This is a genomic window from Mycobacterium sp. NPDC049093 (assembly GCF_040704635.1).
Lineage (GTDB): Bacteria > Actinomycetota > Actinomycetes > Mycobacteriales > Mycobacteriaceae > Mycobacterium.
In genome coordinates this window covers 199,432-217,697 of record NZ_JBEZJS010000001.1, presented here as the reverse complement: position 1 = coordinate 217,697, position 18,266 = coordinate 199,432, and the positions used below count along the sequence as shown (strand labels likewise).

Here is an 18,266-nt window from a genome sequence, read left to right as displayed (position 1 = left end):
CCTCGCTTTTCCCCGCTTTGTCATGCTGGAGTGGCTGTCGAACTCGACGGCCACTCCAGCGTTGCATTGGGCGACTAATGCCGTCTGCAACCCATCCCTTTGTCACGCTGGAGTGGCTGTGGGCGCTGACAGCCACTCTGGCGTGACAAAGCGAACGTCGCAGTGGCCGGCTTCGATATGCCTTGCCCACTACCACAGTTGCGCGGCGCCGTCATCTGTCACCCCAGAGCGGCTGTGGACAACGAGTGTCACTCCAGCGCTTGTGGATAACTGACGTGACGGATATGCCATTGCGCTGCACACTTTCTCGCCATGGGGGAACCATTCGTCGGCAGTAAGGCCGTCGCCAACGGTGAACTGCGCAAGAGCGCACTACGCACCCAGTACACCAGGGTGTTCCGGGATGTCTACGTGAGCCCAGGAACCGAACTGACACCGCTCATTCGGGCGCAGGCAGCCTGGCTCTGGTCCCGGCAGCGCGGCATCGTGGCCGGAATCTCGGCAGCAGCCGTGCACGGCGCAAAATGGGTCGATCCGAAGGCTCCGCTTGAACTGATTCACTCCAACCGCAATCCGCTTGCGGGACTGAGGATTCGAACCGAGGCGATTGAAGAGGACGAGCTAGTCCGATTCGAGGGCGTCCCAATCACCTCATTGGCGCGCACCGCACTCGACATCGGCTGCTGGTATCCGCGGGACGACGCGGTAGCGACGCTCGATGCACTTGCCCACGCGACCGACCTCAAAGCCGCCGACGTCGACCTGTTGACACAGCGATACGCGCGGCGTCGGGGCATTCAGCGCGCCCGGACCGCGTTGGACCTCATGGACGGCGGCGCCCAGTCACGCAAGGAAACTTGGCTGCGGCTGATCCTCATCGATGGAGGCTTGCCTCGACCGCAAACTCAGATTCCGGTTTTCGACGCCCCCGGCGACCCATTCGCGTATCTCGACATGGGTTGGGAGGACATCAAAGTCGCGGCCGAGTACGACGGTGAGGAACACCGATCCAGTAGCTGGCGGTACGGCTGGGACCTCAGAAGGGCTGAGCGGATACAACGCCAAGGGTGGATCAACGTCCGCATCTCCGCGGGCGAACGTGAAGAAAATATCCTGCGTCGGGTCATCGCCGCTCGGGCACAACGAATGTCACGCTAGCGCAGATGTCGACGCCGGGAGCCACTCTGGCGTGACAAAGGGGGCGTCTAGACAACACCGATCTAGTCCATTGTCACGCTGGAGCGACTGTCGATGTCGAGAGCCACTCCAGCGTGACAACGAGAGAGCGCGACAACGAGAGAGCGGGACAATTGGCCCGCGACAGAGCGGGACAAGTGAGCGCGACAACGAACAGGCGCCGAGGCACCCAGCGCGCTCAAACGCAGAACGCCCGTCGGGATCACCGACGGGCGTTCGCACGCAACACAATTACATCCGCTTCCAGAGATCGTCCCCGCCGGAATGACGGGGGGCCTCGGGTGCCACCGGAACCGGGCCGGGAGCCGGCTGGCTCGGCGCGGCGGCAGGCGGAGCAGACGCGGCAGGCGGTGCCGAATGCGTGACCGGAGGCGCCGAGTGCGGAGCCGCCGACGCCGCCCCACCTGACGGGGCGCTCATCTGTGTCTCCCGCGCGTCCAGGCCGGCTTCGCGTCGATCCTGCGCGACGTCGCGGTCGTTCTGCGCCGTCTCGCGATCGTCCTGCTGTTTGTCCCGCTCGTCGAGCTTGGCCTCGCGTTCGTCCTGCTGCTGTTGCGGATTCGGTCCGCCGGGACCACCAGGGCCGCCGGGCTGGCCGGCACCCGGCGCGCCACCGTTCTCCCCGCCGCCCTTGGCGCCCTCCATGGCCTTCATCATCGGCTCCATCAGCTGGCCGAACTGACCGCCCATCTGGCCCATGGCCTGAGACGGCGCACTGGCCATCTGGCCCATCTGCCCCAGCTGACCCATCATCTGGCTGAGCTGGCCGACGCCCTCACCACCAGACTGGTCGGCCTTCTCGTAGGCGCCCTGGGCGTCCGAAAGCTTGGCGTTGAACATGTTCTCTTTGGCCGACAACGCCGTCACATTGGTTGCCAGCGAGGCCGCCAATGCCGGCAGGATGCCGGAGATGGTCGCGCTCATCGCGTCCTCGCCGGCCTGAATCGGCGGCATTTCGGGCAGGTTCAACGACGCGGCGTTCCAGCCCAGCGTCCCGCCCATCTTCACCGGTTGATTCATCGGTTACCCCCTACTCGTCGCGACCGATCACCAATCGTCGTAGTCATCGTCACCATCCCCCGTGTCGTGTTCCAAAGGAGCCGGGACCGCCAGCCCGGTCGCGGTGCCCCCGCCGCCACCGCCACGCTGGCCGCCGCCCATCATGCCCATGCCACCACCCATGCCGCCGGCCGAGTTGGCCGCCGCCACCGGGGCGACACCGCCGACCACAGCGGCGCTGGCACCCGGGTCGACCGAGACCGGTGAGGTACTGCCACCGCCCACCATCTTGGCCAGCAAGGGCGTCTGGGGACTGCCACCACCCGAGCCGCCAGGCAACCCCGCGGCCTTGACCATGCCCGCACCGCTGCTCGGACCGGAGCCGCCGGCCGCCGGATGGTTGGAGAACGACGAGAACGGGCTGACCCCACCACCGGTGCCCTTGCCGCCCGAACCCAACTGCGAGACCAGTTGCTGCAGCGGCTGTGCCATCTGCTGCAGCGGTTGAGAGAGCTGCTGCGGAATCTGGCCGGCCATCTGCGGGATCTGGCCCAGCATCTGCGGCAGCTGGCTGATCAGCTGCATCATCGAATCGGCGCCCTTCTGGGCCGCCTGCTGCGCCTGAGCCGTCGGCGGGGTGCCGATCTGCGGAAGGTTGGCAATCGTGCTGAGACTGTCCGCCATCTCAACGGAGGCAGCCGAGACCGTCGCGGTGTTCTGCGCCAAGCCTGCCTTGACGCGACTCTCGATCAGCTGCTGCATGCCGCCGGGCATCAGCTGTGCGGCTCCCTGCATCACCTCGATCTCATGCTGCACTTCCTGTGAGACCGCATTGACGGTGGCCTTGGTCGCCGCCACGGTCGATGCCATTTTCATCAACGCTGTGGAGATGGCCTGTGCCTGTAGACCGTTGGCCTCGTGTCCGCCGATCATCGTGGTCGCCTCACTTGAGGCGGCCAGTGACGCGCCGCCCTCCCACGTACCTTGCAGCTTCGACAGCTGGCTGGTCTGTTGTGGGACGACGTCGCCACTGATGTTCGCGGCGATCTTCTGGTACGACGCCGCCGCCGCGGTCAGCTGCTCTTCGTCGACATTCGGCCAACCCGGACCGAGCAACGTCTGCGACCCGTACGGGCTACTGTCGCGCTCCACCGCCATACCGCGGCCCCCTTCTACGCGTGATGCACAACCGGAGCAAACATTACCGTGCCCGAGGGGGGTGGTGATGCACCTTTATCCGAGGATCAAGCCGGAGGTCGGCACGCCGGTTCCGGCGGTGACCAGTACGTGCTCGACGCCCTCGACCTGGTTGACCGAGGTACCGCGCAATTGCCGCACGCCCTCGGCGATGCCGTTCATGCCGTGGATGTAGGCCTCGCCGAGCTGACCACCGTGGGTGTTGATCGGCAGCCGGCCGCCGAGCTCGATGGCGCCGCCGGCAATGAAGTCCTTGGCCTCGCCCTTACCGCAGAAGCCGAGCTCCTCGAGCTGGATCAACGTGTACGGGGTGAAGTGGTCGTAGAGGATCGCAGTCTGGATGTCGTCCGGAGAAAGCCCGGACTGGCCCCATAATTGACGGCCCACCAGACCCATCTCGGGAAGCCCCAGCTCGTCGCGGTAGTACGAGTACATGGTGAACTGGTCGGTGCCCGCGCCCTGAGCGGCGGCCTCGATGATCGCCGGCCGGTGCTTGAGATCCTTGGCCCGCTCGGGCGTAGTCACGACGATGGCCACGCCGCCGTCGCTCTCTTGGCAGCAGTCCAGGAGCCGCAGCGGTTCGGCGATCCACCGCGAGTTCTGATGATCCTCGATGGTGATCGGCTTGCCGTAGAAGAACGCCTTGGGGTTGGTCGCGGCATGCTTGCGGTCCGCCACCGACACCGCGCCGAAATCCGCACTCGTGGCGCCGTATTCATGCATGTATCGCTGGGCGATCATCGCGACCGACGCGGCCGGGGTGCTCAGGCCGTGGGGGTAGGACCAGCTGTACTCCACGCCACGCGAGTCGGCGTTGACGGTCAGACCGGTCATCACCTGACCGAACCGGAACTCCGAGCGCTCGTTGAAGGCCCGGTAGGCCACAACGACTTCCGCGACACCGGTCGCGACGGCCAGAGCCGCCTGCTGGACAGTCGCGGCCGCGGCGCCGCCGCCATAGCCGATCTGGCTGAAGAACTTCAGGTCTCCGATCCCGGTGGAGCGGGCCACCGCGGTCTCCAGATTGGAGTCCATCGTGAACGTCACCAGACCGTCGACGTCGGACGGCTTCAGCCCGGCGTCGTCGAGGGCGTCGAGCACTGCCTCGGCGGCCAGTCGCAGCTCACTGCGACCGGAGTTCTTGGAGAAGTCGGTGGCACCGATACCGGCGATGGCGGCTTTACCAGACAGGGTCACTTGGCGCCTCCGAGCGTGAGGGTGGACGTGGCGATGACATGGTTGCCAAGGCTGTTGCTGCCCACCACTTTCAGGCTCACCAGGTCGCCCTCGATCTCGGTGACCTCACCGGTGAAGGTGATCGTGTCGTAGGCATACCACGGCACTCCGAGTCGTAGCTTGATCGATTTGATGACGGCGTTCGGCCCGGCCCAGTCGGTCACGTACCGGCCGACCAGTCCGGTGTCGGTCAGGATGTTCACGAAGATGTCCTTGGAACCCTTGGCTTGCGCCTTGTCCCGGTCGTGGTGCACATCCTGGTAGTCGCGCGTCGCGATGGCGGTCGAGACGATGAACGTCGGGTCGCCGTAGATCTTGAGTTCGGGGAGTGCTGTGCCCACTCGGACGTCGGAAACAGTCAGGCTCATGCTTGGGGCTCCCATGCGTACAACGTCCAGGCCGGGCTGATCTCACTGTCCGGGAAGTCGATATAGGTTGCGGTGACGGGCATTCCGATCTTCACCTGATCGGCGGCGATGCCGCGCAGCTCGCCCAGCATCCGGACGCCCTCTTCGAGTTCGACGAGGGCGATCACGAACGGCAGGCTGCGTCCGGGCACCTTCGGGGCATGGTGCACGACGTAGCTGAACACCGTTCCCTTGCCGGACGCCACGACGTAGTCGACCGGGGCATCTTTGTCGGCCCACACAGCGGGCACCGGCGGGTGCTGCAGCGTCCCGTCCGGCCGCTTCTGGATCCGCAGTTCGTGCGCGTTGATGCCGTCCCAGAAGAACTTGGTGTCCCGCGAGGAGGATGGACGCATCAGCTTGTCCGGGTCGAGATCTTCTGGGATCTCATAGGTTTCGGCGGCTTCATCGGCGGCCTGCTTGCCGGCCGGCAGAAACTTCATGATGCGCCAGTCCATGTCGGCGACTTCCTCGTCACCGACATGCCAGCGGATCTTCTGATTGATGAAGTAACCCTCACCCAGCGCGGTCTGCTTGGGTCCGACGATGCCGACGATCTCGGCGCTCATCACCACCTGCTCGCCGGGCTCGAGGTAACGGTGATACGTCTGGTCGCAGTTGGTGGCCACGACGCCGACATACCCGGCGTCGTCGAACAACTTCATCGCACGGCCCAGCGGATCATCGTCGGAGCGGGTGCGCCCCAGGCCCATCATGGTCCAGACCTGGATCATCGCCGGCGGTGCGACGATGCCGGGATGCCCGGCAGCTCGGGCTGCCTCTGCGTCGACGTAGATCGGGTTCTTGTCGCCGATCGCGTCAGTCCAGTGGTGAATCATCGGCTGATTCACCAGATCCCGGGCCACCGTCGGTTTGCTTTGCCCAGCCGCGATGATCTCGTCGATGCCGGCCTGCAGATTCGCGCTCATCTCAACCCTTCGCTCTACCGGGTCACCCGTGGCACCCGCAGGCCAGACGCCGCGATCATCTCGCGCATGACCTCATTGACGCCACCGCCGAAGGTGATCACCAGGTTGCGCTTGGTCATCTTGTCCAGCCAGACCAGCAGTTCCGCGGTCTCCGAGTCGGCCGGGTTGCCGTAACCGCCGACGATCTCTTCGGCCAGCCGGCCGACTTCCTGCAGCCGTTCGGTGGAGAACACCTTGGTGGCCGCGGCGTCGGCCACGGCGATGGTCTCGCCCGAGGCCGCCACCTGCCAGTTGAGCAGCTCGTTGATCCGCCAGATCGATTTGATCTGTCCCAGAAGCCGTTTCACGGCGTCCTGTTCGATCGGAGTGACGCCGTCCGAACCCGGCTTCGATGCCCAGGTGTGCACCTGGTCGTAGATTCCGGCGATCCGGCCGGCCGGCCCGAGGCCGACCCGCTCGTGGTTGAGCTGAGTGGTGATGAGCTTCCAGCCGCCGTTCTCTTCGCCGACGAGCATGTCGGCGGGCACCCGCACATCGTTGTAGTACGTGGCGTTGGTGTGATGCGCACCGTCCGACAGGATGATCGGGGTCCAGGAGTAGCCGGGATCCCTGGTGTCGACAATCAGGATCGAGATGCCCTTGTGCTTGGCCGCGGTCGGATCGGTGCGGCAGGCCAGCCAGATGTAGTCGGCGTCATGCGCGCCGGTGGTCCACATCTTCTGGCCGTTCACGATGTATTCGTCACCATGGCGCACCGCGGTGGTGCGCAGCGACGCGAGATCCGTACCGGCATCGGGCTCGGAGTAACCAATGGCGAAATGCACTTCACCGGCGAGGATTCCGGGTAGGAACTTCTTCTTCTGTTCCTCGGTGCCGAGTGCCTGCAGGGTGGGGCCCACCGTCTGCAGCGTGACCATCGGCAGCGGGATGTCGGCCCGGTTCGCCTCGTTGATGAAGATCTGCTGCTCCACCGGGCCGAAACCCAGGCCGCCGTACTCCTTGGGCCAGCCGACGCCGAGCTTGCCGTCGCTGCCCATGCGCTTGATCACCGCACGGTAGGCCTCGTTGTGCCGGTCGGACTCCATCGCCGTGGCCTCTTCGGGCGTGATGAGAGTCGAGAAGTATTCCCGCAGTTCGGCTTGCAGCGCACGCTGCTCAGGGGTCAGATCGATGAACATTACGCTCCCACCAAATCGAGGCGATGCGCTTGCCCGCCCAACAGTCGGGTCAGATCCTTGATCGAGGAGTAGTAGCGGTCCATCGGGTAGGTGATGTCCATACCCATACCGCCGTGCAGGTGATGGCACAGCCGCATGGCCGGCGCGGCCTGAGAGGTGAACCAGTAGCCCAGGATGGCCAGGTCCTCGTCAGCGTCGAGGCCTTCGGACAACCGCCACAGGACCGAGGTGGACAACAGCGAGATCGTCCGCGAGGCGATGTAGACCTCGGACAGCTGTGCGGCCACGGTCTGGAACGTCGACAGCGGACGGCCGAACTGCTCACGCGTTGCCACGTAGTCGGCGGTCAGGCGCAACGCCCCGGCCACCAGCCCGGCAGCGAACGCCCCGGTGGCGGCGAGCGCCAGCTGGTTGACCCGGTGAGCACTCGCGCCCTCGAGCACGTCGTCGGCGTCGATCGCGACGTCGGCGAAGGTGACCACGTATTCGTCGGAAGCGTTGGCGGTCGGGGTCTTGGTGACCGTCACACCGTCAGCCGTGGGCGAGACCACCACCACCGCGTTGTCTGCGGTGACCAGCAGCCACTTCGCCGTCTCGGCATAGGGCACACCGACTTTGGTGCCGTTGAGCTTGCCGTCCGCGAAGTTCACCGCGGGCCGCTCCGGCAGCGACTGCCCCGGCTCGTTCAGCGCCGCGGAAAGCACAGCGCCCGCGGCAACCTCTGCCAGATACCGATCCTGCTGGGCGTCCGAGGCCAGGCCGAGCAGCGGGACCAGCCCCAGGCCGATGGTGGCCAGCGCCGGGCCGGTGGTGCCGTGGCGACCGATCTCGGTCAAGGCGGTGGACAGCTCGGGCAGACCCAGACCGTCACCGCCGAGTCGTTCCGGCACTCCCAGCGCCGCGACTCCACCGGAAGCCAGTGCATCCCAAGAGTTGTCGCGTTCCAGAACGGACGTCACCACGTCGGCGACGGCCTGCTGTTCCGGGTTCGGTGTGAAATCCACCCGAATCCTCCTTGATCCGAACGATGGTTAAAACGGACTCAGTGGCCTCAGGCCTGATTTGCCGGCTCGCCGGCCACCGGGCACGCGCCCGTGAAGTCCACCGGCCAGTGCTTGATGCCGTTGAGCCAACCCGACTTCAGCCGCTCGGGATCCCCGACCGGCTTGAGGTCGGGCATGTGGTCGGCCACCGCGTTGAAGATCAGGTTGATCGTCAGGCGGGCCAGGTTGGCGCCGATGCAATAGTGCGCCCCGGTGCCGCCGAAGCCAACGTGCGGGTTCGGATCGCGAAGGATGTTGAAGGTGAACGGGTCGTCGAACACGGTCTCGTCGAAGTTGGCCGAGCGGTACGACATGACCACGCGCTCGCCGGCCTTGATCTTGACGCCGGAAATCTCGGTGTCCTCGCTGGCGGTGCGCTGGAACGCCGACACCGGGGTCGCCCACCGGATGATCTCGTCGACGGCGGTCTTGGGACGTTCCTTCTTGAACAGCTCCCACTGATCGGGGTTCTGCGAGAACGCGATCATGCCGTGGGTGATCGAGTTACGGCTGGTCTCGTTACCGGCGACGGCCAGCATGATGACGAAGAAGCCGAACTCGTCGTCGCTGAGCTTCTCACCGTCGATGTCGGCCTGGATCAACTTGGTGACGATGTCGTCGGTGGGGTTCTTGCCCCGCTCCTCTGCCATCTTCATGGCGTAGGTGATGACCTCGAACGAGGACATGGCCGGGTCGACGTCGGCGTACTCGGGGTCGTCGCCGGCGGTCATCTCGTTGGACCAGCGGAACAGCTTGTCACGATCGTCCTGGGGCACACCGAGCAGTTCGGCGATGGCCTGCAGCGGCAGTTCGCAGGACACCTGCTCGACGAAGTCGCCGGAGTTGGAGGCAGCGGCGTTCTTGGCGATCTGCTGCGCGCGGTTGTTCAGCTCGTCCTCGAGCCGGGAGAGCGCGCGCGGGGTGAAGCCACGGGAGATGATCTTGCGCAGACGGGTGTGGTGCGGGGCGTCCATGTTCAGCAGGACGGCGCGCTGCAGGTCGACCGCTTCGCGGGTCATCTCCTGGGGCCAGACCGGGATCGCGCCGTTCATCGCGCTGGAGAACACGTCACTGCGCAGGGAGACGTCCTTGACGTCTTCATGCCGGGTCACCAGCCAGTAGCCCTTGTCGCCGAAACCTCCGGTGCCGCCGGGCACATCGACCCAGCGAACCGGCTCGGCCTTACGAAGCTCGGCGAGTTCGGCGACCGGCAGGCCCTTGAGGTTGAGCTCGGAATCGAGGAAGTCGAAATCCTTGGGGATGTTGGGGCAGCCCATGTGTCTTACTCCTAGTGTCTGTAGCAAGCCGTGCGCGTAGCCAGCAATGCTTGAAACAACGTGGTCTAGTACCAATTGAGACCATTGAAACATGCCTTGACCGCAGATCAAAGGTAGTGATGCATCCGCGCTTGTCAGAGTAATGAAACGTGTTCTAGCCTGGCTTCATGGGTAACCCTGTCATCGTCGAAGCCACCCGCAGCCCCATCGGCAAGCGCAACGGCTGGTTGTCCGGCCTGCACGCCACCGAGCTTCTGGGAGCCGTCCAGAAAGCCCTCATCGAGAAGGCCGGCATTGACGCCGGCAGCGTCGAGCAGCTCATCGGCGGCTGCGTCACGCAGTACGGCGAGCAGGGCAACAACGTCACCCGACAGTCCTGGCTGGTCGCCGGGCTGCCCGAGCACGTCGGCGCCACCACCGTCGACTGCCAGTGCGGCAGCGCGCAGCAGGCCAACCACCTGATCGCGGGCCTGATCGCCACCGGCGCCATCGACATCGGTATCGCCTGCGGCATCGAGGCGATGAGCCGGGTCGGCCTCGGCGCCAACGGCGGCGGTGCCCGCGCCGCGTCGTGGGACATCGACCTGCCCAACCAGTTCGAGGCCGCCGAGCGGATCGCCAAGCGCCGCGGCATCACCCGCGCCGATGTGGATGCGCTCGGCCTGGCGTCTCAGCTCAAGGCCAAGCAGGCCTGGGCCGAGGGTCGTTTCGACCGGGAGATCTCCCCGATCGAGGCGCCGGTCATCGACGAGAACAAGCAGCCGACAGCCGAACTCAACACGGTCAGCCGCGACCAGGGTCTGCGCGACACCACCGCTGAAGGCCTGGCCGGCCTGAAGCCGGTGATGGAGGGCGGTATCCACACCGCCGGTACGTCGTCGCAGATCTCCGACGGTGCGGCCGCTGTGCTGTGGATGGACGAGGACAAGGCCAAGGCCCTCGGCTTCAAGCCCCGCGCCCGCATCATCAGCCAGGCCAACGTCGGCGCCGAGACCTACTACCACCTCGATGGCCCGGTGCAGTCCACCGCCAAGGTGCTCGAGAAAGCCGGCATGAAGATGGGCGACATCGACCTGGTCGAGATCAACGAGGCGTTCGCCTCCGTCGTGCTGTCCTGGGCCCAGGTGCACGGCGCCGACATGGACAAGGTCAACGTCAACGGCGGTGCCATCGCACTCGGCCACCCGGTCGGTTCGACCGGCGCCCGCCTGATCACCACGGCCCTGCACGAGCTGGAGCGCACCGACAAGAGCACCGCGCTGATCACCATGTGTGCCGGCGGGGCGCTGTCCACGGGCACGATCATCGAGCGCATCTAGTGGCCTTCAGTGAAGCCGAGCGCATCGCGGCCGCACAGGCCTACATCGATGCGCTGGTGAGCCACCGGGCGGATGCAGTCCCGTTCACACCGGACTGCATCCGCATCGAGATGGGTCTGAAGACGGGCCGTTCCGGGGATCACCTGCGCCGCAGCCTGAACAACGGTCCGCAGTTCAAGTTGATCGAGAAGACGACAACGCCCGAGTACAGCGTCGACGGCGACAACATCCGCGCCAAGTTCGACGTGCTGACCAAGCCGCGGCTATTCGGGTGGCGGGTGTGCTCACACGTCGACGAGACGTTCCTGATCCCGGCATCCGACGGGCAGATCCATCACATCCGCGCGTCCCTGACTCCCTTCCTCAGCCGCTAAGGTCCACCGCATGGCCAACACCCCTCGCCCGCTGAACGCCAAACAGGTCGAACGCCTCAACGCGAAATCGACCGGCACTGCCATCAAGTGGATGTCGCGCGCCCAGACCTGGATCTTCAAGAAGACGGGCGGGCGGTTTGGCGACAAGTTCCTGCGTGGCGCCGAAGTTGGCATCCTGACAACGATCGGTCGCAAGTCTGGCGAGGAACGTGACAGCCCGCTGCTGTTCCTGCAGGAGGGCAAGCGGATCGTGCTGGTCGCCTCGCAGGGCGGCCGGGCCACCAACCCGATGTGGTACCTGAACCTGGTGGCCAACCCGAAGGTGAAGTTCCAGACCAAGCACGAGACCCTGGAACTCACCGCGCGCGACGCCACCGATGCCGAGCGCGACGAGTACTGGCCCAAGCTCGACGCCATGTACGCCGATTTCGCCAACTACCGCTCCTACACGGACCGCAAGATCCCGATCGTGATCTGCGACCCGGCCTGACCACCGAGAACGTGCAGCGCCCCCGGACATTGTCCGGGGGCGCTTTTTGTTCACCAGGTGTCCGGAAACTGGCCAATTACGCAACTGTGCGTAGCTGAATTGACGAGTGAACAATTCTTTGATTATGTTCTGTGAGCGCGCACACAGTGAACGCCAAGTGAGCGGCAGCCCACATTTTCGTGAACCGATGGAGACCCTATGCAACGACCCACTCGACGCCGGGCTGCCGGTGCCGCCGCCACCACCCTGACCGCGTGTTCTCTGTTCGCGGCCGCGACCCTGCCCGCCGCGGCGATGACCGTGACGTTCATCCGGCACGCCGAGTCCCAGGGCAACGCCTCCGGATACATCGACACCAGCACACCGGGCCCGCACCTGACCAACGGTCAGGTGAACCAGAACGGCGGCCCGAACGGTGAGCAGCAGGCCATCGACTGGGCCAATGCCCAGTGCCCCACCGCCCAGTGCACCGAGTTCGACGCGCTCTACGCCTCGACCATGATTCGCACCCAGGAGACCGCAGCGCCGTTCGCCGCCAAGCGCGGGTTGCCGGTCACGGTCCTGGGCGCGTTCGACCCGGACCGCCCGCAGCGGAACTCCGGTGTGCAGGAGATCAGTGCCGGCATCTTCGAGGGCCTGCCCGAAAGTGAAGGCATCGGCCGCATCGGCTACATCCTGGCGCCGTTGGCCTGGACCATGGGTCTGCAGTTCATCCCGATCCCCGGCGGCGAGAACGGCCTGGAGTTCAACGAGCGCGTGACGAACGCCCTCGAGGACGTGGAGTCGGATACCACCGACACCAATGGCGACGGCGAGATCGACGCCGCGGTGTTCTCGCACGGCGCCACCATCATGATGTGGACGATGATGAACGTCGACAACCCGAATCTGCTTCTGATCGTGCAGCATCCGCTGAACAACACCGACACGGTGGTCGTGGAGAAGAACGACGACGGCAGCTGGACCCTGAAGGAATGGGCCGGCCAGGCAGTCGGTCCCGCGGACTACCCGACGCAGATGTTCGTCAATGTGCGCGACCTGATCGTGGCACCGCAGAAGGCGGTCTACAACATGCGCATCCCAGTTCTCTCGCTGGATGCGCAGGGCATCGTGACCACCGGTGCGCAGGGCCTCCAGGACGTCGCAGAGGCCGGGGTCAAGTTCGTCAAGGACTCGGTGACCGACACCGTCAACGCGATCACGGGCATCCCGGGCTCACTGGGCCAGTCGACGACGCAGGTGTCGAAGCTCAGCACCCCGAAGGCTGTCAAGGCTGTCAGCGAGAGTAGCACTCCGGCCGTGAGCGAACTCGCCGAGAACACGACGGCCCCCGTCGAAAACGTCGACGAGAGCACCACATCGACGGTCGACAAGGCCATCGATCCCGACAAGACCGCCGAATCGGTCAAGGCCAAGATCACCGCGGTCCGTACGGCCAACGGCGCCACCAAGCTCGCCGACGGCAACAAGGCAGAGCCGGGCAAGCCCGCCGCCGCGGTTCGGGACCGGATCAACCGAGCCGCTGACGACGTGCGCAGCGGCATCGAATCCTCGGCCCAGCACGCTCGTGAGACGGTCAAGAAGCTCACCGGGGCCGGCAAGCCCACCAAGGCCGACAAGTCCGACAACAGCACAGCCAAGCCGAAGGCTAAGACCAAGGACGCCGCGTGAATTAGGCCGTAGTTCAACGTAATACAAGCGACAGGTCCCCCTCCTCGACCGAGGAGGGGGCTCAGTCGTATCCGCGGCGGGGCTGCAGTGCACGCAAGAAATCTGTCAAATATCTTCCCACGCAATGGGATAACGGCTCGCCCTCACAGCAGACGGTCAGACAATCTATCTGGCCGGCCAGCGAACCGTCACCGGCAGGTCACGTGAAATCCACACAGCCGCAACGGAGGAACCACATGAACCGCCGCAGAGGTGACGCGCCGGCGTCACGATACCGAAAACTCCTAGGGGGTGTCGGCCTGGCATTCCTCGCGTTCTTCCTGGCGATGCCAGTCGCCAACGCCGCCGAGGTCATGCGCGTGACGTTCGTGCGTCACGCCCAGTCGGAGGGCAATGCCTCCGGCTTGATCGACACCAAGACTCCGGGCCCGGTGCTGACGCCGCTGGGTCAGCAGCAGGCCAAGGACGTGGCCGACCTGCTGGGCGACAACAACTACGACGCGATCTATGCATCGACGATGGTGCGCACGCAGCTGACCGCCGCACCGATGTCACAGCGCCTCGGCCTCCCGATCCAGGTGCTCCCCGGCCTGCAGGAGATCGAGGCCGGCGTCTTCGAGGGCACGCCGGAGGCGAATGCTGCCGGCGGGTACGGGTTGTATCCGATCGCATGGGCGCTCCCGGGCGTCATCCCGCAGATCCCGTTCGACAAGAGCACGTACATGCCCGGTACCAATCTCAACGGATACGTTTTCGACGAACGCGTCCGGGGCGCTCTGCAGACCATGTACGACAACGGCGACCGCAACGCCGTGGTGTTCTCGCACGGCGGCACCATCATGTTCTGGACGTTGATGAACGTGAACAACCTCACCGTGATGCAGAAGCTCCAGCTGCTGCAGACAGCTCAGCTGGACAACACCGATTACGTCGTGATCGAGGGCAACAACGAGGACGGCTGGACCCTGGTGAACTGGAACGGCCAGCAGTTCAGCCCGGAACGAACCTTCGGATACGAAGCGAAACTCCAGCTCCGCACGCTGACCCGCCAATTGACCGCCGCCGCCGATCAGGTCACGGAGGCCTTCAAGACCGGTGACTTCGTGACCATCGCGACAGCGATCAACCGCAGCGTCGCCGACGCGACCTTCTCGGTCACCAAGTTCAACCGCGCGATCAACGCCGAGATCATCAAGCGGATCTCAAAGGCGATCCCGACGGACGCCGACGATGTGCAGGACAAGGTGTCCACCGGGGTCGAGAACATCAAGACCTCACTGAACGCCACCACCGACAGCGTCGAGCAGAAGGTTCAGTCGGCTCCGGAGAGCGTCTCGGACACCACAAAACCCGCTGATTCTGCACCCATCTCGCGGGCGAAGTCGAAGCTGAAGACTGCTGTCGACGGCATCGTCAAGCCGCGGGCGACCGACCTGTCCGACGGCAACAAGGCGCTGCCCGGCGTCACGAAGTCGGTCAGCCGTACCGACGAGCAGGTTCAGACTGCCGTCAAGGACGCACAGGACCGGGTGTCGTCGTCGATCAAGAAGTTCGGCGACGCCGTCAAGAAGGCCACCGGCCAGACCGGCAAGACCGCCGGTGACAATGCCGGTGCCGACAACGACACCACCGGCAAGAAGGACGCCGCCTGATTGATCGGAATTTTCAAGAGGGTGCTCCAGATCAATTGATCTGGAGCACCCTTTTTATTCGTATCAACAAGACAACAGCCGGTCTCGAACACTGGGACATCTGCACAATTCCAAACAATTGGGCCATACGTTCATCTCGCTCCACCTGTGCCCATTGATTGGAGGAACGTAGCAAGATGAGTTATCTCAGGCGCTCGGGTATCCGAGCGACAACTACCGGTGTCGGGTTGATGTTACTAGCATTTCTTCTGGCGATTCCTGCCGCCCACGCGGCGGAAGTCATGCGCATCACGTTCATCCGCCATGGAGAATCGACAGCGAATGCGGCGAACGTGGCCGACTCTTCAGTCCCGGGACCCGTTCTTACCGAGAAGGGTCAGCAACAGGCTCACGACATCGTCAAAGCGCTGGGCGACAACAACTATGACGCGATCTACGCCTCGACGATGGTCCGGACCCAACTGACCGCGGCACCGATGGCGGAGTATCTGGGCCTTCCGATCCAGGTCCTTCCCGGTCTGCAGGAGATCGAGGCCGGGATTTATGAGGGCACGCCCGAATCCGATGCCGTCAAGGGCTATCTTCAAGCCCCACTGAAATGGTTGCAGGGCGACCTGGATGCCCGGATCCCGGGCTCGATCAATGGCCGGGAATTCGATGCCCGCATGGATGGCGCAATTCAGACGATGTACGACAACGGTGATCGAAATGTCGCCGCATTCTCGCACGGCGGCGCGATCATGTTCTGGGTTTTCCTGAACGCAGAAAATGCGGATCCGATGTGGCTGATGACCAATCCACTGCGAAATACCGGTTACGTGGTGGTCGAGGGCAATCCCGAGGACGGCTGGCGCGTCGTCAACTGGAACGGCACCGAAATCGGCCCGGAAACCCCATTCCGGGTCGAGGCCTTCCGACAGCTGCGCACGCTGTCGAGGCAGCTGCAGCAGGCCGCAGATGGTGTCGTGCAGTCCTTCGAAACCCGTGATCCGGCCGCTGTCGCCACCGCGATCAACCGCGGCCTGGCCGATGCCAGCTTCTCCGTGACCAAGTTCAACCGCGCGATCACCGCGGAGATCGTCAAACGCATCGACAAAGCAATCCCGAAGAAAGAGAGCGAATTACCCGAGAAGGTGTCGTCGGGAATCGAGAGCGCCAAGGCGACCACGGAGGACACCGTGGACAGCGCCGAGGCCGCAGCGAGCACCACTACCCAACAGGTCGCCTCGCCCGCGAAACCTGTCGTATCCGAGATCAAGTCCAAGCTCAAAGCACGTTCTGGCGCAACGGATCTCAGCAACGGCAACAAGGCTGCACCCGGAGTCGCGAAGGCGCTGAAGCGCTCCAGCGACAAGGTGAAGGCTGCCGTCGAGGACGCTCGCGAGCAGGTCTCGCCGTCGGCCCGCAAGATCGGTGAGGCCGTCAAGAAGGCCACGACCGCAGCCAAAGCCGGCGAGAAGGCCGCCGCCTAACCCGCGAGCAGACGCAAAACTGCCCCAAACGTCAGTGTCCAACTTTCGGGGACCACTTCAGGTTTGGGGCAGTTTTGTGACTGTTCGGCGAGAGAACTCAGGCGCCGTAGACGGGAACCGCGGGGCGGGCCTTGGCCAGCAGGTCATTGACGACCGGGCCCAGCTCAGCGGGATCCCACTTCGCGCCCTTGTCGATCTGCGGTCCGTGGGCCCAGCCCTCGGCGACGCGGACCTTGCCGCCCTCGATCTCGAACACCTTGCCGGTGACGTCCTTCGACTCGACGCTGCCCAGCCACACCACCAGCGGCGAAATGTTCTCCGCAGCCATGGCATCGAACGCGTCGTCCTGGGTGGCCATCATGTCGGCGAACACGGTCTCGGTCATGCGAGTACGGGCCGAAGGTGCAATGGCATTCGCGGTGACGCCATAGCGGCCCATCTCGGCTGCGGCAACCAGCGTCAGCGCGGCGATGCCGGCCTTGGACGCGCTGTAGGTGGCCTGCCCGACGCTGCCCTGCAGACCGGCACCGGAGCTGGTGTTGATGATGCGCGCGTCAACGGTCTCGCCAGCCTTGGACTTGGCCCGCCAGTACGCGGCGGCGTGCTTCATGGTGGCGAAGTGCCCCTTGAGGTGCACGGCGGTGACGGCGTCGAACTCTTCCTCGGTGGCGTTGGCGAACATCCGGTCCCGCACGATGCCGGCGTTGTTCACCAGGACGTCGAGCGTGCCGTAGGTGTCGACAGCCTGCTGGATCAAGGCCTCGGCCTGGCCCCAGTCGGCGACGTTCGAACCGTTGGCCACGGCTTCGCCTCCGGCAGCGACGATTTCGTCGACCACATTCTGCGCGGCGCTCCCGCCGCCGGCCGGCGAACCGTCCAGGCCGACCCCGATGTCGTTGACCACGACGCGGGCACCTTCTGCGGCGAACGCGAGCGCGTGCTCACGCCCGATACCGCCGCCGGCGCCCGTCACGATGACCACGCGGCCGTCGAGCAATCCCATTGTGATTTCTCCTTTTTCGAATTACTTGATGTCAGCGGTCGTCGTGGACAGGTAGTGCGGTGGCTCGCCGCCACCGTGCACTGCCAGCGTGGCCCCACTGATATACGAGGCGGCCGCGGACGACAAAAACGCTGTGGCCCAGCCGATATCGGCCGGTTTGGCAAGCCGTCCCAGCGGCACATTCCGCGAGATGGCAGCGATCGAGTCGGCGTCGCCGTAGAACAATTCGGATTGTTCGGTCTCGACCATGCCGACCACCACCGAGTTCATCCGGACCTTGGGCGCCCACTCGACGGCCAACGTCGAGGTGAGGTTGTCGATACCCGCCTTCGCCGCACCGTACGCGGCGGTCCCCGGGGTGGGCCGGTGGCCGCTGACGCTGGAGATGTTGACGATGGCGCCGCCGGAGTCCTGCTTCTGCATCACTGCGTTGGCATGGGTGGACACCGAGAGCGCGCCGATCAGGTTGAGCTCGATGATCTTGGTGCTGAACTTCGCCGACGCGTCGGCGGCCAGCACGTAGGGCGAGCCACCGGCGTTGTTGACGACGACGTCCAGGCGACCGTGCTTGGCCACGACGGCCTCGATGAGCCTGGCCACCGAATCGTCATCCCGGATGTCGCAGCTGTGGAATTCGTAGGGCAGCCCCTCGACCGGGCGGCGTGCGCAGGTCACCACGGTGGCGCCCTGACCGGCGAAAACCGCGCTGATTCCAGCGCCAACCCCTCGCACCCCACCGGTCACCAGGACCACCTTGCCGGTCAAACCCAAATTGATGGCACCAGCTTCTGGCGTATCGGTCACTGTGCTAGCGTACCAAGC

Annotated in this window: 17 protein-coding genes; 7 read left to right on the top strand and 10 right to left on the bottom strand. The window is 64.9% G+C overall.

The genetic code is table 11. The features are described from left to right. Positions 1-312 precede the first annotated feature (312 nt). On the top strand, positions 313-1,158 hold the full coding sequence (locus AB0876_RS01090; protein WP_526040950.1) for a hypothetical protein: 846 nt from the start codon (positions 313-315) through the stop codon (positions 1,156-1,158). A 270-nt stretch (positions 1,159-1,428) separates the two neighbouring features. On the opposite strand, the gene AB0876_RS01085 is transcribed toward AB0876_RS01090, so the two are convergent. From AB0876_RS01085 to AB0876_RS01050, 8 genes are all read right to left on the bottom strand, one after another. After that, positions 1,429-2,217 (bottom strand): hypothetical protein, encoded by a 789-nt coding sequence (locus tag AB0876_RS01085; RefSeq protein WP_526040949.1) that lies wholly within the window; start codon positions 2,215-2,217, stop codon positions 1,429-1,431. A gap of 27 nt (positions 2,218-2,244) precedes the next feature. Continuing rightward, complete coding sequence (locus AB0876_RS01080) at positions 2,245-3,354, bottom strand: hypothetical protein (RefSeq protein ID WP_526040948.1); 1,110 nt, start codon at positions 3,352-3,354, stop codon at positions 2,245-2,247. Between the two features lie 75 nt (positions 3,355-3,429). Further along, positions 3,430-4,584 carry a 17-hydroxy-3-oxo-4-pregnene-20-carboxyl-CoA lyase gene (ltp2, locus tag AB0876_RS01075; RefSeq protein WP_526041450.1) on the bottom strand — a complete coding sequence of 385 codons (1,155 nt, stop codon included), beginning with the start codon at positions 4,582-4,584 and terminating at the stop codon, positions 3,430-3,432. A gap of 2 nt (positions 4,585-4,586) precedes the next feature. Continuing rightward, entirely contained in the window at positions 4,587-4,997 is a 411-nt protein-coding gene (locus AB0876_RS01070) for a MaoC family dehydratase (protein ID WP_254358683.1), read from the bottom strand. Continuing rightward, the gene (locus AB0876_RS01065) at positions 4,994-5,965 is read right to left on the bottom strand and encodes an OB-fold domain-containing protein (protein ID WP_526040947.1); all 972 of its coding nucleotides are present in this window, start codon (positions 5,963-5,965) and stop codon (positions 4,994-4,996) included. Before AB0876_RS01065 ends, AB0876_RS01070 begins: the two co-directional genes overlap by 4 nt. A gap of 14 nt (positions 5,966-5,979) precedes the next feature. Then, complete coding sequence (gene fadE29, locus AB0876_RS01060) at positions 5,980-7,143, bottom strand: acyl-CoA dehydrogenase FadE29 (RefSeq protein ID WP_491837725.1); 1,164 nt, start codon at positions 7,141-7,143, stop codon at positions 5,980-5,982. Next, a complete protein-coding gene (locus tag AB0876_RS01055) occupies positions 7,143-8,147 on the bottom strand; it encodes an acyl-CoA dehydrogenase family protein (RefSeq protein ID WP_526040946.1) in 1,005 nt (334 codons plus the stop codon). The genes fadE29 and AB0876_RS01055 overlap by 1 nt, the downstream gene beginning before the upstream one ends. A 47-nt stretch (positions 8,148-8,194) precedes the next feature. Beyond that, positions 8,195-9,463: a cytochrome P450 gene (locus AB0876_RS01050; protein WP_491837723.1), complete on the bottom strand. Its 1,269-nt coding sequence runs from the start codon at positions 9,461-9,463 to the stop codon at positions 8,195-8,197. Between the two features lie 167 nt (positions 9,464-9,630). On the opposite strand from AB0876_RS01050, the gene AB0876_RS01045 reads away from it, so the two are divergent. The 6 genes from AB0876_RS01045 to AB0876_RS01020 all read left to right on the top strand — a co-directional run bounded on the left by AB0876_RS01045 (position 9,631) and on the right by AB0876_RS01020 (position 16,441). After that, positions 9,631-10,782 (top strand): steroid 3-ketoacyl-CoA thiolase, encoded by a 1,152-nt coding sequence (locus AB0876_RS01045; RefSeq protein ID WP_491837722.1) that lies wholly within the window; start codon positions 9,631-9,633, stop codon positions 10,780-10,782. Continuing rightward, complete coding sequence (locus AB0876_RS01040) at positions 10,782-11,156, top strand: DUF8021 domain-containing protein (RefSeq protein WP_491837721.1); 375 nt, start codon at positions 10,782-10,784, stop codon at positions 11,154-11,156. The genes AB0876_RS01045 and AB0876_RS01040 overlap by 1 nt, the downstream gene beginning before the upstream one ends. 10 nt (positions 11,157-11,166) lie before the next feature. Continuing rightward, complete coding sequence (locus AB0876_RS01035; protein WP_491837720.1) at positions 11,167-11,646, top strand: nitroreductase family deazaflavin-dependent oxidoreductase; 480 nt, start codon at positions 11,167-11,169, stop codon at positions 11,644-11,646. 198 nt (positions 11,647-11,844) lie between these two features. After that, on the top strand, positions 11,845-13,317 hold the full coding sequence (locus AB0876_RS01030) for a histidine phosphatase family protein (RefSeq protein WP_526040945.1): 1,473 nt from the start codon (positions 11,845-11,847) through the stop codon (positions 13,315-13,317). 236 nt (positions 13,318-13,553) lie between these two features. Continuing rightward, the gene (locus AB0876_RS01025; protein ID WP_526040944.1) at positions 13,554-14,969 is read left to right on the top strand and encodes a histidine phosphatase family protein; all 1,416 of its coding nucleotides are present in this window, start codon (positions 13,554-13,556) and stop codon (positions 14,967-14,969) included. A 176-nt stretch (positions 14,970-15,145) separates the two neighbouring features. After that, positions 15,146-16,441 carry a histidine phosphatase family protein gene (locus tag AB0876_RS01020; RefSeq protein ID WP_526040943.1) on the top strand — a complete coding sequence of 432 codons (1,296 nt, stop codon included), beginning with the start codon at positions 15,146-15,148 and terminating at the stop codon, positions 16,439-16,441. 97 nt (positions 16,442-16,538) lie between these two features. On the opposite strand, the gene AB0876_RS01015 is transcribed toward AB0876_RS01020, so the two are convergent. Together AB0876_RS01015 and AB0876_RS01010 are read right to left on the bottom strand one after the other, a co-directional pair. Continuing rightward, positions 16,539-17,444 carry an SDR family oxidoreductase gene (locus tag AB0876_RS01015; protein ID WP_064958052.1) on the bottom strand — a complete coding sequence of 302 codons (906 nt, stop codon included), beginning with the start codon at positions 17,442-17,444 and terminating at the stop codon, positions 16,539-16,541. A gap of 21 nt (positions 17,445-17,465) precedes the next feature. Continuing rightward, positions 17,466-18,248: an SDR family oxidoreductase gene (locus tag AB0876_RS01010; RefSeq protein WP_491837716.1), complete on the bottom strand. Its 783-nt coding sequence runs from the start codon at positions 18,246-18,248 to the stop codon at positions 17,466-17,468. Positions 18,249-18,266: the final 18 nt, after the last annotated feature.